Here is a 15,307-nt window from a genome sequence, read left to right as displayed (position 1 = left end):
AGGCATTGCACTTATTTAAACAGGAAACTCGATTTACCATTTGTTTTGATATCGTTAGCATTCAATCGTTTGAAATGAACGCTTGTGATGAACTGTAATATTTTCAAACCATAACTTGACTTGCATCTGCGACCTATTGACCTTATTCCGCCGTGCTAACAGCCTGGGGTGATGCCCCATGAGTCCTCATGGAGGGAGCTGCGCCCTTGAAGATGGAACTGCCGGTCAACCGCGCACTGAGCGCCCGCTACGATGCGCTGATTGCATCCGGTGAGATCACCGAAGATCCTGTTCAGCGGGAAGCCGTCCGGCACCTCGACCTGCTCAACACCCGGCTCGCCGAAACACGGCTCGCATCCAAGAAGAGTTCGCTCGGCTGGCTGTTTGCAAAGAAGAAGAACCAGCTCTGGGCCTCCGTTAAAGGGCTCTACATGTGGGGCGGTGTCGGGCGCGGCAAGACCATGCTCATGGATCTCTTCTACGAGGTCACCGTCATCAAGCGGAAACGCAGGGTCCATTTTCATGAGTTCATGACTGACGTGCATGAGCGGATCCACGAGCACCGCCAGGCGCACAAGCGCGGCGAGGTCAAGGGCGATGACCCCATTCCTCCGGTTGCCAAGCAGATTGCCGTCGAAACCAGGCTTCTGCTGTTCGATGAATTCTCCGTCACCGACATCGCCGATGCCATGATCCTGGGCCGCCTGTTCACGCAGCTCTTCGAAAAGGGTGTGATCGTCGTTGCAACGTCGAATGTGGTGCCGTCAAATCTCTACAAGGACGGTCTGAACCGCCAACTTTTCTTGCCCTTCATCACCATGCTGAAGTCGCAGGTCGAAGTCCTACACCTGGATTCGCCGACAGATTACCGGCTCGAAAAACTCGCCGGGGCACCTGTCTACGTGACACCGCTTGGAGATCAGGCGGATGCGGAGATGGACCGGATCTGGACGAAACTCACTCACGGCATGAAATCGCATTCTGAGGAACTTGAGAACAAGGGCCGGAAGATCCCGGTGCCCCGTGTCGCCTCAGGCGCCGCCCGGTTCAGTTTTGACGATCTGTGCATGCAGCCGCTCGGGGCGAGCGACTATTTGCGAATTGCCAATGCCTTCAGCACCGTGTTTATCGACCATGTACCGGTCATGTCGAAGGCCCGCCGGAACGAGGCCAAGCGGTTCATCAATCTGATCGACACGTTTTACGACAACGGCATCAAGCTGGTCATTTCGGCCGAGGCCGAGCCGCAGGATCTTTATGCCTCCGAAGACGGAACGGAGGCCTTTGAATTCGACCGAACAGCGTCCCGGCTGATCGAAATGCGTTCGGAAAGCTATCTTGCGGGTGAAAGGCTGGCGATACACGCTTAGGTCTGCATTCCGTATAGAGGAGGTATGCAGGCGGGAAGAAATGAAAAATTTTGCCACCTTTAGCGCAATATTCTTTTGGCGAACTTGCGCAGGGGCGGCAAAGGGGGTAGTGCCATCCACAGTCATCAGCGGATGGCACATAGTTCCATCTTACGTAAAGGGAAACTTTCGATATGGCGCGGAACAAAATTGCCTTGATCGGCTCAGGTCAGATCGGTGGCACGCTCGCTCATCTGGCAGGTTTGAAGGAACTGGGAGACATCGTGCTCTTCGACATCGCGGAAGGTGTGCCGCAGGGCAAGGCGCTCGACCTTGCTGAGTCCTCCCCGGTAGACCGCTTCGACGCCAAACTGGCCGGCGCGAACAGCTACGAGGCGATCGACGGTGCCGACGTGGTCATCGTCACCGCGGGCGTTCCCCGTAAGCCCGGCATGAGCCGCGACGATCTTCTGGAAATCAACTTGAAGGTCATGGAACAGGTTGGCGCGGGCATTTCCAAACATGCTCCCAACGCATTCGTCATCTGCATCACCAACCCGCTCGACGCAATGGTCTGGGCGCTGCAGAAATTCTCCGGCTTGCCGAAGAACAAGGTCGTCGGCATGGCAGGCGTCCTCGACAGTGCGCGCTTCCGGTATTTCCTGGCGGATGAGTTCAACGTTTCGGTCGAAGACGTCACTGCGTTCGTCCTGGGCGGACATGGCGACACCATGGTGCCGCTGACCCGTTATTCCACCGTTGCCGGCATTCCGCTGCCGGATCTGGTCAAGATGGGCTGGTGCACGGCCGAGCGTCTCGAAGAGATCGTTCAGCGCACCCGCGACGGCGGTGCGGAAATCGTCAGCCTTCTGAAAACCGGCTCCGCCTTCTACGCACCGGCCTCTTCGGCCATCTCGATGGCTGAAAGCTACCTGAAAGACAAGAAGCGCGTTCTGCCGTGTGCGGCGGCTCTCGATGGTCAGTACGGCCTGAAGGACACCTATGTGGGTGTGCCGGTCGTGATCGGTGCCGATGGCGTCGAACGCATCATCGAGATTGATCTTCAGGGCGAAGAGAAGGCCAATTTCGAAAAGTCCGTCGGCGCGGTCGACGGTCTGGTGGAAGCCTGCAAGAAAATCCAGCCGGCGCTCGCTTAAAGAGCGCCGACTGTCTCGGGTAAGCAGCGGCCGTTCCTTCGCGGCTTGAAGGAACGGTCCTCCGACAACGGGGGAAACACATGAACATTCATGAATACCAGGCCAAACAGGTGCTGAAGGGCTTTGGCGCTCCGGTAGCAGACGGCGTGGCGATCTTTTCTGCCGACGAGGCGGAAGCGGCAGCCAAACAACTTCCCGGACCGCTTTGGGTCGTCAAGACCCAGATCCATGCGGGCGGCCGCGGCAAGGGCAAGTTCAAGGAACTGCCTGCCGACGCCAAGGGTGGGGTTCGCCTTGCCTTTTCTCTGGACGAAGTGACAGCGCATGCCAAGGAAATGCTCGGCAACACGCTGGTGACAAAACAGACCGGCGCTGCGGGCAAGGTCGTCAACCGGCTCTACATCGAAGACGGTGCCGACATTGAGCGCGAACTTTACCTGTCCATCCTGGTCGACCGGACTGTCGGGCGCCCCGCTTTTGTCGTTTCGACGGAAGGCGGCATGGACATCGAAGCCGTTGCCGAAGAAACCCCGGAAAAGATCATCACCTTGCCGATCGATCCGGATACCGGTGTGACCGAAGCCGATGCTGCGAAGCTGTGCGATGCGCTGGCGCTGGACGGCACGGCGCGGGACGACGGCATGACCCTTTTCCCGATCCTTCACAAGGCTTTCGTTGAAAAGGACATGAGCCTTCTTGAAGTGAACCCGCTGATCGTCATGAAGGACGGACACCTGCGCGTTCTGGACGCCAAGGTTTCCTTCGACGGCAACGCGCTGTTCCGTCATCCGGACATCATGGAACTGCGTGACGTTACCGAAGAAGATGCCAAGGAAATCGAGGCGTCCAAGCACGATCTTGCCTATGTCGCGCTCGACGGTGATATCGGCTGCATGGTCAACGGTGCCGGCCTGGCCATGGCAACCATGGACATCATCAAGCTCTATGGTGCAGAGCCTGCAAACTTTCTCGATGTCGGTGGCGGCGCCTCCAAGGAAAAAGTCACGGCTGCGTTCAAGATCATCACGTCCGACCCGAACGTGAAGGGCATCCTGGTGAACATCTTCGGCGGCATCATGCGCTGCGACGTGATCGCAGAAGGTGTGGTTGCGGCTGTCAAGGAAGTCGGCCTTCAGGTTCCGCTCGTTGTCCGGCTGGAAGGCACCAACGTGGAACTCGGCAAGAAGATCATCAACGAAAGCGGTCTCAACGTGATTGCCGCCGATGATCTCGACGACGCTGCCCAGAAAATCGTGAAAGCCGTTAAGGGGGGCGCGTAAATGTCCATCCTCGTCAATAAAGACACGAAAATTATCGTTCAGGGCCTGACCGGCAAGACCGGCACGTTCCACACCGAACAGGCGCTTGAATATTACGGCACCAAGATGGTTGCCGGGGTTCATCCGAAAAAGGGTGGCGAAACCTGGGGCAGCGTCGAAGGCGCGGCCCAGCTGCCGATCTTCGCCTCCGTTGGCGAAGCCAAGGAAGCAACCGGCGCGGACGCATCCGTAATCTACGTTCCGCCGGCGGGCGCAGGCGCTGCGATCATCGAGGCGATCGATGCGGAAATCCCGTTCATCGTCTGCATCACCGAGGGCATTCCGGTGGCTGACATGGTCAAGGTCAAGGCGCGGCTGGACAAGTCCAACTCACGCCTGCTCGGCCCGAACTGCCCCGGCATCCTGACGCCTGAAGAATGCAAGATCGGCATCATGCCGGGCTCCATCTTCAAGAAAGGCTCCGTCGGTGTCGTGTCGCGTTCAGGAACGCTCACCTACGAAGCCGTTTTCCAGACCACCAACGCTGGCCTCGGCCAGACGACGGCAGTCGGCATCGGCGGCGACCCGGTCAAAGGCACCGAGTTCATCGACGTCCTGGAGATGTTCCTTGCAGATGACGAGACCGAATCCATCATCATGATCGGTGAAATCGGCGGATCAGCGGAAGAAGACGCAGCCCAGTTCCTGAAGGACGAGGCCGCCAAGGGCCGCGCGAAACCGACGGCCGGCTTCATCGCAGGCCGCACGGCGCCTCCGGGCCGCACGATGGGTCACGCCGGCGCAGTTATTTCCGGCGGCAAGGGCGGTGCGGAAGACAAGATTGCGGCCATGGAATCTGCCGGGATCAAGGTTTCACCGTCTCCGGCCAAGCTTGGCGAAACGCTTCTCGAAGTGTTGAAGGGCTAAAAACGCAAGAAAATGTGCTGACAGCAACGGAAACTGTTTACGTTTCCCGCTGCATGGTGAAAGGATGGGTTGCGGCACCAAGTGTGCCGTGACCATTTTTCGAGGGGTCGGTGGTTCACCGGCCGTAGTAGGGAACCGGCCGCGGGTCCATTTTCGGCCCGCCATAACAAAAAGGGCGGAGCAGACCTCCGCTAAAGGACATGGCACGGCAGGAAGCGAACAACGTATTCGCACTGACGTCGTTGCTTTACGGCGCCAACGCAGCCTATATCGAAGACCTCTACGCTCAGTACAAGACGGATCCGAATTCGGTCGATGCCGAATGGCGGGACTTCTTTGCTGCCTTCCAGGACGAAAAGGAAGCCGTTCTGAAGGAAGCGCGCGGGGCTCCGTGGAAGCGCAAGGACTGGCCGATCGAAGCCAACGGCGATCTCGTCAACGCGTTTGACGGCAACTGGGGCCCCATCGAGCAAAAACTTGGCGAAAAGATCAAGAAGAAAGCCGAGGCGAAGGGCGCACCGGTATCCGACACCGAGGTTCACCAGGAAACCCGGGACTCCGTCCGGGCCCTGATGATGATCCGCGCTTACCGAATGCGCGGCCACCTGCACGCCGATCTCGACCCGCTCGGCCTCGCCGGAAAAGGCGATCACGAGGAACTGCACCCCTCTTCATACGGCTTCACAGAAGCCGATTGGGACCGCAGGATCTTCATCGATCACGTCCTCGGCCTGGAATACGCCACCATCCGCGAGATGATGGATATTCTGAAGCGGACCTATTGTTCGACCCTCGGCGTTGAATTCATGCATATCTCGGATCCGGCGGCCAAGGCCTGGATCCAGGAACGCATTGAAGGTCCGGACAAGCAGGTTGCTTTCACACCAGCGGGCAAGAAGGCGATCCTGAACAAGCTCGTCGAGTCCGAAGGCTTCGAGAAGTTCCTCGATGTGAAATACACCGGCACCAAGCGCTTCGGCCTGGACGGTGGCGAAGCCCTGATACCGGCGCTTGAACAGATCATCAAGCGCGGCGGCCAGCTTGGCCTCAAGGACATCGTTCTTGGCATGGCCCACCGCGGGCGCCTGAACGTTCTGTCCCAGGTGATGGCCAAGCCGCACCGCGCGATTTTCCACGAATTCAAGGGTGGGTCCTACGCCCCCGACGACGTGGAAGGCTCGGGCGATGTGAAATATCACCTTGGCGCGTCCTCGGACCGGAGCTTTGACGGCAACAACGTCCACCTGTCGCTGACCGCCAATCCATCGCACCTGGAGATCGTCAATCCGGTTGTTCTCGGCAAGGCACGCGCCAAGCAGGATCAGCTTTCAGCCAACGCGGACGGGACGTTCATTGAAACCACGGAGATCGACCGTGGAACCGTGTTGCCCCTGCTGCTCCACGGTGATGCCGCCTTTGCCGGCCAGGGCGTCGTGGCTGAGTGTTTCGGCCTGTCCGCGCTGCGCGGACACCGCACCGGCGGCTCGCTCCATGTCATCATCAACAACCAGATCGGCTTCACCACCAACCCGCGTTTCTCGCGCTCCTCACCTTATCCGTCCGACATGGCCAAGGTGATCGAAGCGCCGATCTTCCATGTCAATGCAGATGACCCGGAGGCGGTTGTCTTTGCAGCCAAGATCGCGATTGAGTTCCGCCAGACCTTCCAGCGTCCGGTGGTCATCGACATGATCTGCTATCGCCGTTTCGGCCACAACGAAGGCGACGAGCCCGCGTTCACGCAGCCGATCATGTACCGCAAGATCCGCAAGCACGCGACGACGCTGCAGCGCTATTCGGAACGGCTCATCAAGGAGGGCGTCGTCAGTCAGGACGAAGTCGACCAGATGAAGGCCGACTGGCGCAAGCACCTCGACGGCGAGTTCGATGCCGGACAGGCCTTCAAGCCGAACAAGGCCGACTGGCTGGACGGCAAGTGGGCCGGCATGAAGCGGGCCGCCGACGAGGAAGATCCCCGCCGTGGTGAAACCGGCCTTCCGCTTGCCGAAATCAAGGAAATCGGCCGTGCACTGACCCATGTGCCGGACGGTTTCAACATTCACCGCACCATCGCGCGCTTCATGAACCATCGTGAACGCATGATCGAAACGGGTGAGGGGATCGATTGGGCGACCGCTGAAGCGCTCGCCTTCGGCTCGCTGCTCAAAGAGGGACACCCGGTTCGCCTGTCCGGTCAGGACTGCGAACGTGGAACGTTCTCCCAGCGGCACTCGGTGCTGTACGACCAGGAAAACGAAAGCCGCTATATTCCGCTCAACCACGTCGCTTCGGGACAGCAGCGCTACGAGGTCATCAACTCGATGCTCTCCGAAGAAGCGGTGCTCGGCTTTGAATACGGATATTCACTGGCGGAACCGCGGGCGCTCACCATGTGGGAAGCCCAGTTCGGCGACTTTGCCAATGGTGCACAGGTCCTGTTCGACCAGTTCATCTCTTCCGGTGAACGCAAGTGGCTGCGCATGTCCGGTCTCGTCTGCCTGCTGCCGCATGGGTACGAAGGACAGGGCCCGGAACACTCCTCCGCACGCCTGGAGCGGTACCTCCAGCTCTGCGCGGAGGACAACATGCAGGTGGCGAACTGTTCGACCCCGTCGAACTACTTCCACATTCTGCGCCGCCAGTTGCGCCGTGACATCCGCAAACCGCTGATCCTGATGACGCCGAAGTCGCTTCTGCGCCACAAGAAAGCAGTGTCGAAGATCGAAGAGCTCGGGCCCGACACGACGTTCCACCGTCTGCTTTGGGACGATTGGGGCTCGAACCTGACCGGGGAAGGCAAACTTGTTTCCGATGACAAGATCCGCCGGGTGGTGATGTGTTCGGGCAAGGTCTATTTCGACCTGTTTGAGGAGCGTGAGAAACGCGGCATCGACGACATCTACCTGATGCGTGTGGAACAGCTCTACCCGTTCCCGAAAAAGGCGTTGATGCTGGAGCTGGCGCGCTTCCCGCAGGCTGAAATGGTCTGGTGCCAGGAAGAGCCCAAGAACATGGGCAGCTGGTTCTTCGTCGAGCCCTATATCGAATGGGTCCTGGAACAGATTGACGCCAAGCACCGCCGTCCGCGCTATGCCGGACGCTCGGCAATGGCATCGACTGCGACCGGTCTGATGTCGGTGCATCTGGCAACGCTTCAGGCACTCCTGGAAGAGGCTCTTGGAAACTAATCATGAGGGGGGCGTGGCCCCCCTTTCAAAAATTGGCCGGGTAATTTTAAGAGAAGGCGACCATGGCAACCGAAATCCGCGTGCCCACACTGGGTGAATCCGTTTCCGAGGCTACTATTGCACAATGGTTCAAGAAGCCGGGTGATCCTGTCAGTCAGGACGAGCCGCTGGTCGAGCTTGAAACCGACAAGGTCACGGTGGAGGTCCCCGCGCCGTCAGCCGGAACGCTTGAAAGCATCGTGGTGAAGGAAGGGGACACGGTCGAAGTCGGCGCGCTGCTCGGGCAGATCGCGGAAGGGGGCTCGGCAGCTGCTGCACCGGCAGCCGCAGCAGCGGCTCCTGCCAAGGAAGCAGCAGCTCCTGCAGGCAAGGCAGAGTTGGTCGACGTAGTTACGCCGAGCGCTGGCGAATCCGTCACCGAAGCCGAAGTCGGTGAATGGAGCGTGAAGGTCGGCGATGTCGTCAAGCCGGACGACACGCTGGTGGAACTGGAAACCGACAAGGCAGCCCAGGAAGTCCCGGCGCCCGTTGGCGGCACAATCGTGAAGATCGCAGCCGAAACCGGTGCAACGGTCGAACCGGGCGTTCTGCTTTGCCAGATCGACCCGTCCGGTACGGCAGCAAGCGCTGCACCCGCCGCTGCGAGCGCTCCGGCACCAGCCCCGGCACCGGCTGCCGGCTCGTCCATGCCGCCGGCTCCGTCTGCGCAGAAAATGATGGCCGAAAACAATCTGTCGGCTGATCAGGTCGCCGGTTCCGGAAAACGCGGCCAGGTGCTGAAAGAAGACGTCATCGGTGCAATCGCGTCCGGCGCGACAGCTGCCCCATCAGCTCCAGCTGCGGCGCAGGTTGCCCGCGGTCCGGTCGCCGCCGAGGACGAAGTGCGCGAAGAACGCGTGCGCATGACCAAGCTGCGCCAGACGATTGCGCGCCGCCTGAAGGACGCCCAGAACACTGCGGCCATGCTCACCACTTACAACGAAGTGGACATGGGCCCGGTCATGGAACTGCGCAAGCAGTACAAGGACCTCTTTGAGAAAAAGCACGGCGTCAAGCTCGGCTTCATGGGCTTCTTCACCAAGGCCGTGACCCATGCGCTGAAAGAGATCCCTGCGGTGAACGCCGAAATCGACGGCACCGACATCATCTACAAGAACTTCTGTCACATCGGCGTTGCCGTTGGTACGGACAAGGGTCTTGTGGTGCCAGTGGTGCGTGACGCAGACCAGATGTCCATCGCCGAAGTCGAGAAGGAAATCGGCAATCTCGGCCGCAAGGCGCGCGACGGCAAGCTGGGCATGGCCGACATGACAGGCGGCACCTTCACCATCTCCAACGGCGGCGTCTATGGCTCGCTGATGTCCTCACCAATCCTGAATGCGCCGCAATCCGGCATCCTGGGAATGCACAAGATCCAGGAGCGCCCGATGGCCGTGAACGGTCAGGTTGTCATTCGTCCGATGATGTATCTGGCACTTTCCTACGATCACCGGATCGTCGACGGCAAGGAAGCCGTGACCTTCCTCGTACGGGTCAAGGAAAGCCTGGAAGATCCGCAGCGCCTGGTTCTGGACCTTTGATCCCGGGCGGCCTTCCGTCGACTAACGAGGAGACCGGACCATGAGCCTGGAGTTTCTGATTACCGCCCTGATCGTGGTCCTGGTTCCGGGAACCGGGGTCGTCTACACGGTCGCGGTCGGGCTCGGCAAGGGGCGCAAGGCATCGGTTGCTGCCACGCTCGGCTGCACGCTCGGGATCGTTCCGGCGATCCTGGCGTCTGTCGTTGGTCTCGCGGCGCTGTTGCACACCAGCGCGCTCATTTTCCAGGCGGTCAAGTATGCCGGTGTCGCCTATCTGCTTTATCTGGCATGGAAAACGCTCAACGACAGCGGCCCGCTGGACCTGAAAGCGGACAAGGGTGCGCGCCGGAGCTTCCTGGCCACGGCCCGCACCGGCTTCTTGATCAACATCCTCAATCCGAAGCTGAGTGTCTTCTTTCTGGCGTTCCTGCCGCAATTCGTGAGCCCGTCCGCGGCAAATCCGACACTGGATATGCTGTTGCTCGGAGGCGTCTTCATGGCCATGACGTTCGTTGTGTTTCTTGGCTATGGACTGTTTGCATCTCTTGTCGGGGAAAGGGTCCTCAAGAGTGACAGGGTCATGACCTGGATGCGCAGAACGATCGCGGCCGCCTTTGCCGGGTTCGGCCTTCGGCTGGCGCTTGCTGATCGATAGACGGAGGTCTGCCGCATGAAAAATCCAGCCAAGGGATGTCACGCTGCGCACACTACAAGTGTTGTCTTGGCTTTTGTGGTGTTCGCATTTGCGACCGCTCTTGTGTTCAAGGATGCGGTTCAAGCCTCTCCGAACGCGGTTCTTCAGCAGCAGATTGAAGGAACCTACGACTCAGTCGGCCGAAACCCGGACGGTTCGCGCTACGAGGGGGTGGCCAGGATCGAGGTTCGCGACGGCACGGTCTACATGGTCTGGAACATCGCTGGAGAAACGTTCAGCGGACAGGGTTCGCGCAACGGCAACACACTGGTGATCGACTGGGGTCAGCAAGATCCCGTGATCTATACGATCGAACCGGACGGGACGCTCCAGGGAACCTGGGCAGCCGGAAAGGCCGCTGAAACGCTCCGGCCGCGCCGTTAGTTCAAACCTTGCTTGATTTGGGGAATGCATGTCCGAAAAAGTTGTCATAGTGACTGGCGGGAGCCGCGGTATCGGGGCGAGCGTAAGCCGGAAACTGGGTCAGTTGGGGTATACGGTTGTCGTGAACTACGCCTCCAACAGCCAGGCAGCGGACGATGTCGTTTCCCGGATTGCCGCTGAGGGCGGCAAGGCCGTCGCCGTTCAGGCGGATGTGGCCCTGGAAGCCGACATTCTCAAGCTGTTCGAGGAAGCGGACAAGCTCGGCACGTTAGTCGGGCTGGTGAACAATGCGGGTGTTGTCGACATGTCCCAACGTGTTGACGAAATGAGCGTTGAGCGCCTCAACCGGATCTTCACGATCAACGTCATCGGCTCGTTCTTGTGCGCACGCGAGGCCGTGAAGCGCATGTCGACCAAGCATGGCGGTGCCGGCGGCAATATTGTCAATCTGGCGTCGGCCGGCTCCAAGCTCGGATCGCCGGCACAATATGTCGACTATGCTGCCTCAAAGGGGGCAATCGACACCATGACTGTCGGCCTTGCGCTCGAAGTTGCCGACGAGAACATCCGCGTCAATGCCGTCCGCCCGGGCATCATTGACACGGAGCTACATGCATCCGGCGGGCTTCCCGACCGCGTGGCTCAACTTCAATCCAAGCTGCCGATGAAACGCGCCGGAACCGCCGATGAGGTGGCGGACGCAATCATCTGGCTCATGTCTGACCAGTCCAGCTACACGACCGGAGCGATCCTGGACGTGTCCGGTGGCCGGTCAATCCTACCGTGATCCAGAATCCTGGATTTGAAACTGAAAGAGGCAAAGGCGACCAAAATGTCCCAATATGATCTTGTCGTCATCGGAACCGGCCCGGGGGGGTATGTTTGCGCGATCAAGGCGGCTCAGCTCGGCCTGAAAACCGCAGTCGTGGAAAAGCGCGAAACACTCGGCGGAACCTGTCTCAACATCGGTTGCATTCCCTCCAAGGCATTGCTCTACGCATCGGAAATGTTCGAGGAGGCAGAGCACGGGTTTGAAAAACTCGGCATCAAGGTGTCCAAGCCGAAAGTCGATCTGCCGGGCATGATGAAGCACAAGACCGATACGGTTGATGCAAATGTCAACGGTGTTGCGTTCCTCATGAAGAAAAACAAGATCGACGTTCACACGGGAACCGGCAAGATCCTGGGCACGGGCAAAGTCGAGGTCACCGCCGCTGACGGAAGCGCGACGGTGCTCGACACAAAGAACATCGTGATCGCGACGGGATCCGACGTCATGCCGTTGCCGGGCGTTGAGATCGACGAGAAACAGATCGTCTCTTCCACCGGCGCGCTTGAGCTGGAAAAAGTTCCGGGCAAGATGGTTGTCGTCGGCGGCGGCGTTATCGGCCTTGAGCTCGGGTCGGTTTGGAACCGGCTTGGCACCGAAGTCACCGTGGTCGAATTCATGGACAAGATCCTGGGCCCCATGGACGGCGATGTTTCCAAGAACTTCCAGCGCATGCTCAAGAAGCAGGGCATGACCTTCAAGCTCTCGTCGAAGGTCACGGGCGTTTCCAAAAAGGGCAAGGGACTGGCTGTCACGGTCGAGCCTGCCAAGGGCGGCGATGCGCAAGTGATCGAGACCGACATCGTTCTGGTGGCGATCGGCCGCCGCCCGTTCACGGAAGGCCTTGGTCTCGAGGCGGCAGGCGTCGCGCTGGACGAGCGCGGCCGGGTCGCGATCGATGGGCACTACAAAACCAATGTTGACGGCATCTACGCGATCGGAGACGTGGTTGCCGGCCCGATGCTGGCGCACAAGGCCGAGGACGAGGGCGTTGCCATTGCCGAGATTCTCTCCGGGCAGGCGGGCCACGTGAACTACGACGTCATTCCCGGGGTCGTCTACACCCAGCCGGAAGTCGCGTCCGTCGGCAAAACCGAAGAGGAGTTGAAAGCGGCCGGGATCGAGTACAAGTCCGGAAAGTTCAATTTCTCTGCGAACGGCCGCGCACGCGCGATGAACCACACCGACGGTTTCGTCAAGGTTCTGGCCGACGCCAAGACCGACAGGGTCCTCGGCGTTCATATTGTCGGCTTCGGTGCAGGGGAGATGATCCACGAGGGAGCTGTTCTGATGGAATTCGGCGGATCATCAGAGGACCTCGGACGTACCTGTCATGCCCATCCGACCATGTCGGAAGCGGTCAAGGAAGCTGCAATGGCAACGTTTGCCAAGCCAATCCATTCGTGATCGCACAAGCAGATTGAGCATAAATATCTGTTGGGGTGCTGCAGGCGGCGTTGTCTGCAGCGCCCTTTGCTTATAAACGCTGTCGCGGTGCCAGCCATGAACTGGCGCCGTGCAAAGTGTGAGTCGACGATCCGGGAGAACCAACGTGCAGAAAGCCGAGACCAGCAGTTTCAAGATGCTGCAATATGGCCTCTGGCTTGTATTGATGATTGTTGCCGCGCTGGTGTTTTTCTGGCCGGCCCGCACGATCGCGCATGTCGATGATCTGTTTTTCATCCCCTGGGCCGCCGAATACGCTGCAACAGGGCAGCATATCAATCCCCTTTTGTCCGTGCAGTTTCCAGGGCTTGAGGACTATCACCTTTACACCCGCTTTCACCTTATTCTTGGGGGGCTTTATCTTGACGTCTTCGGCGCCAGCAGGCTGAGTGTCGTTGCGTACGAGTATCTCTGCTTTTTTCTGACGACACTCGCATTTTCGGCAATGTGCCTGATGATCAGGCTGCCGAAGGCGGCCCTGGTCGCACCGCTCCTGTTTGCTCCGATGTATGTCGTTACCGGCTTCCGGATGGAAATCACGGCGTGTGTCTTCTGGATGCTCGGCCTTTGTCTTTTGTTCTGGAGCGCACGGTGGCAGGAAAACAAAGGTCCCGGCCTCCAGGTTTCGTCTCTGAGAACCCTTGCAAAACTTGCCCTGGCCTTTGCTCCCCTGGCGTCGCCCGCCGTGTTCGCCTGGAGCCTCGGAGCCATTCTGGTTCATGACATCTGGCGCCTCGCATTTCGTGAGGTGAGGATTGTCCCCTTTGTTCTTGAAAACGCTTTTGCGCTCGCTCTGGGACTGTTGATCTTTTCGCTCAGCATCGACTTTCAATACCGCGAATTCATCGACCAGATCGTCTACCACGCGCAAAGGTCGACAGGTCACGGTGTGAACGACGAGGCATTGGGCAGGGCCGCGATCTTTGCAGCCGCCGGTCTTGCCCTGACCAGATGGTCGCGTCCGGCCGCGCTGTTGTGCCTGATGTTGTCGCTCGGACAGGGGCTTGCCGCAGTGCTCCATGACAAGGTTCTGGTGCGCAACCTTGCAGCCAGCATGGTGTTTCTTGTCGGACTGGACGCAGTTACCAGGGCACGGTTCCAGCGCGCGGCCTATGGGCTCTATGCTCTGGTGTTTGTCGTTGTCTCGGCCAACTTCCTGATCTTCTACGGTCTGTCAAAGGAAGTGCCGGGTCGGGACGCCGCTGCGCTGGCCTATTTGGATGACATCGGTTCGGAGAAGAAGGTTTTCATCGACGAAACCATGGCCCATCACTATCTCGACCATCAAACGCGCGACGCCATCTCATGGACATGGGGGCGAAAGTTTCCGTTGGCCCGGGCCGAAGAACTTTCAGAGCTGAAAGAAGGCGAGGTCTGGTATCTCAGCCCATACACGCTGTTCGCCTATCTGAAAGGTCATTCGGCGATCGCAAAGGCGCTCGCCGATGATGTGGTGTACCGGCAAACACCTCAGCTTCCGTGCGTGATGGGTCGCCACTCCTGCCGCCTGCCGGCCGACAGATGGGCGATGCTCCGTCTGGAGCGTGAAGGCGATAGTGTCAGGGTCACGGATTATGCGACGGAGCGCGAGTTCCTGGTGCCCGGCACCTGACGGTTCGTCAGCCGGGGACCGATGCGGTGATGACGAAATGCGTTATGGAGAAGAAGAAACGGCCTGATTGAGAGAGCCGAACCTGTTCTTCCAACCAGTCATTTGCTTCACTCTCTGTCAGCACCCCTTTGTTGACCGCAAAGGGTTTCATCAGGTGGAGCATCATGTTTGCCAGACCGTCGGGATGCAACTCGGTGCAGCTGAACGGAACAGCCTTCACCTCGTCCAGCCGGAAGCCGGCACTGCGCAGGATGGGAGGCAGCACGGCTGGGACGCAGCGCTCCACCAGATGGTCGTCCCACGTCTCCAGCATGATCTTCATGCGCTTGGGGTTATCGCTGAACCACGTTGTCGTATCCCAGTGCATGTCGCCGACGACCAACCGGCCACCTGGCTTCAGGACACGCCTGGCTTCGGCAACGGCCGATGCAAGATCATCCAGATACTCGAAAACCTGTAGCGACACCGCCTTGTCGATGGATGTCGTCTCGAGCGGCAAGTCCGTGGCGGTTCCGGTGAGAATTTCAACATTGGAGCATTGCGCGCAACGCTTGATGGCCGCACCGCGCATGTCGTCGCTCGGGTCCACAGCAAAGACCTTGCCGTCCTCTCCGATGGTGCGTGAAAGCTCAAGGGTCAGCAAGCCGTTGCCGCAACCGATATCAGCGATGACGTCACCCGGTTTCGGCCTAAGCGCATCGAATGACACACGCCTGCGCCTTGAAAAATCAGCTCCAAGATAGGCTTCCTCAAGGAGCCGGGTTATGCGTTCGTCAAATTGGAGCATCAAACCGTTCCCGCGTCGTGACCATTCCGGCACCCGCTGCGACCCGTTCAGGTCTTCATGAGAGCGCAGTCTGCCATCGTATGGGGCCCGCGCGG

General features: G+C 59.4%; 12 protein-coding genes. 11 read left to right on the top strand and 1 reads right to left on the bottom strand.

Annotation, left to right across the window (positions count from 1 at the left end):
• Positions 1 to 212: 212 nt before the first annotated feature.
• The 11 genes from zapE (at position 213) to RBB47_RS05795 (ending at position 14,425) form a co-directional block, all read left to right on the top strand.
• Positions 213 to 1,370 (top strand): cell division protein ZapE, encoded by a 1,158-nt coding sequence (gene zapE / locus RBB47_RS05845; RefSeq protein ID WP_305985006.1) that lies wholly within the window; start codon positions 213 to 215, stop codon positions 1,368 to 1,370.
• Positions 1,371 to 1,543: 173 nt separating this feature from the next.
• Positions 1,544 to 2,506, top strand: a complete 963-nt coding sequence (gene mdh / locus RBB47_RS05840) for a malate dehydrogenase (RefSeq protein ID WP_305984814.1) — start codon at positions 1,544 to 1,546, stop codon at positions 2,504 to 2,506.
• A gap of 80 nt (positions 2,507 to 2,586) precedes the next feature.
• On the top strand, positions 2,587 to 3,786 hold the full coding sequence (gene sucC / locus RBB47_RS05835) for an ADP-forming succinate--CoA ligase subunit beta (protein ID WP_305984813.1): 1,200 nt from the start codon (positions 2,587 to 2,589) through the stop codon (positions 3,784 to 3,786).
• On the top strand, positions 3,787 to 4,692 hold the full coding sequence (gene sucD / locus RBB47_RS05830; protein ID WP_305984812.1) for a succinate--CoA ligase subunit alpha: 906 nt from the start codon (positions 3,787 to 3,789) through the stop codon (positions 4,690 to 4,692).
• Positions 4,693 to 4,892: 200 nt separating this feature from the next.
• Positions 4,893 to 7,880: a 2-oxoglutarate dehydrogenase E1 component gene (locus RBB47_RS05825; protein WP_305984811.1), complete on the top strand. Its 2,988-nt coding sequence runs from the start codon at positions 4,893 to 4,895 to the stop codon at positions 7,878 to 7,880.
• A gap of 62 nt (positions 7,881 to 7,942) precedes the next feature.
• A complete protein-coding gene (odhB, locus tag RBB47_RS05820; protein ID WP_305984810.1) occupies positions 7,943 to 9,460 on the top strand; it encodes a 2-oxoglutarate dehydrogenase complex dihydrolipoyllysine-residue succinyltransferase in 1,518 nt (505 codons plus the stop codon).
• A 40-nt stretch (positions 9,461 to 9,500) separates the two neighbouring features.
• Positions 9,501 to 10,115, top strand: a complete 615-nt coding sequence (locus tag RBB47_RS05815; protein ID WP_305984809.1) for a LysE family translocator — start codon at positions 9,501 to 9,503, stop codon at positions 10,113 to 10,115.
• A gap of 15 nt (positions 10,116 to 10,130) precedes the next feature.
• A complete protein-coding gene (locus tag RBB47_RS05810) occupies positions 10,131 to 10,538 on the top strand; it encodes a hypothetical protein (protein ID WP_305984808.1) in 408 nt (135 codons plus the stop codon).
• 28 nt (positions 10,539 to 10,566) lie between these two features.
• The gene (locus RBB47_RS05805) at positions 10,567 to 11,325 is read left to right on the top strand and encodes an SDR family oxidoreductase (RefSeq protein ID WP_305984807.1); all 759 of its coding nucleotides are present in this window, start codon (positions 10,567 to 10,569) and stop codon (positions 11,323 to 11,325) included.
• Between the two features lie 45 nt (positions 11,326 to 11,370).
• On the top strand, positions 11,371 to 12,774 hold the full coding sequence (lpdA, locus tag RBB47_RS05800; protein WP_305984806.1) for a dihydrolipoyl dehydrogenase: 1,404 nt from the start codon (positions 11,371 to 11,373) through the stop codon (positions 12,772 to 12,774).
• Between the two features lie 145 nt (positions 12,775 to 12,919).
• On the top strand, positions 12,920 to 14,425 hold the full coding sequence (locus RBB47_RS05795) for a hypothetical protein (protein ID WP_305984805.1): 1,506 nt from the start codon (positions 12,920 to 12,922) through the stop codon (positions 14,423 to 14,425).
• A 7-nt stretch (positions 14,426 to 14,432) separates the two neighbouring features.
• Here RBB47_RS05795 and RBB47_RS05790 read toward each other — a convergent pair whose 3' ends face one another.
• Positions 14,433 to 15,212, bottom strand: coding sequence for a methyltransferase domain-containing protein (locus RBB47_RS05790; RefSeq protein WP_305984804.1), 780 nt, complete (start codon positions 15,210 to 15,212; stop codon positions 14,433 to 14,435).
• Positions 15,213 to 15,307: the final 95 nt, after the last annotated feature.

Origin of the sequence: Roseibium sp. MMSF_3544 (assembly GCF_030732845.1) — a bacterium.
Lineage (GTDB): Bacteria > Pseudomonadota > Alphaproteobacteria > Rhizobiales > Stappiaceae > Roseibium.
The sequence above is the reverse complement of the archived record's forward strand: the minus strand, read 5'-3'. Positions and strand labels throughout refer to the sequence as shown.